This window comes from Pseudomonas sp. AC463, from assembly GCF_979253585.1.
Genome location: NZ_CEEDDZ010000789.1, coordinates 1 through 259, shown reverse-complemented (window position 1 = coordinate 259; position 259 = coordinate 1). Strand labels below are relative to the sequence as shown.

The 259-nt window shown below is 66.0% G+C and carries 1 protein-coding gene; it reads right to left on the bottom strand.

The features are described from left to right. Positions 1–259 (bottom strand): sugar phosphate nucleotidyltransferase (locus AC0IYH_RS32380; RefSeq protein WP_471838432.1); only part of this gene is annotated, 259 nt, incomplete at both ends.

Sequence of the window (259 nt, the reverse complement as noted above, 5' to 3'; positions counted from 1 at the left end):
ATACGGGATGATGTCCTTCCCGAAGTCGCGTGCGGATCCTTCGGTGGCGGCATCGCGGCGCAGTTCCTCGATCAGGAACTTGGTCGCGAAGACGTAGATGCCCAGCGAGGCCAGCGCGATCTCCGGATTGCCGGGGATCGCCGGCGGGTCGGCGGGCTTCTCGACGAAATCGACGATCCGGTCGTCCTCGTCGACATGCATCACGCCGAAGCCGGTCGCCTCCATCCGCGGCACGTCCATGCAGGCGACGGTCACGTCC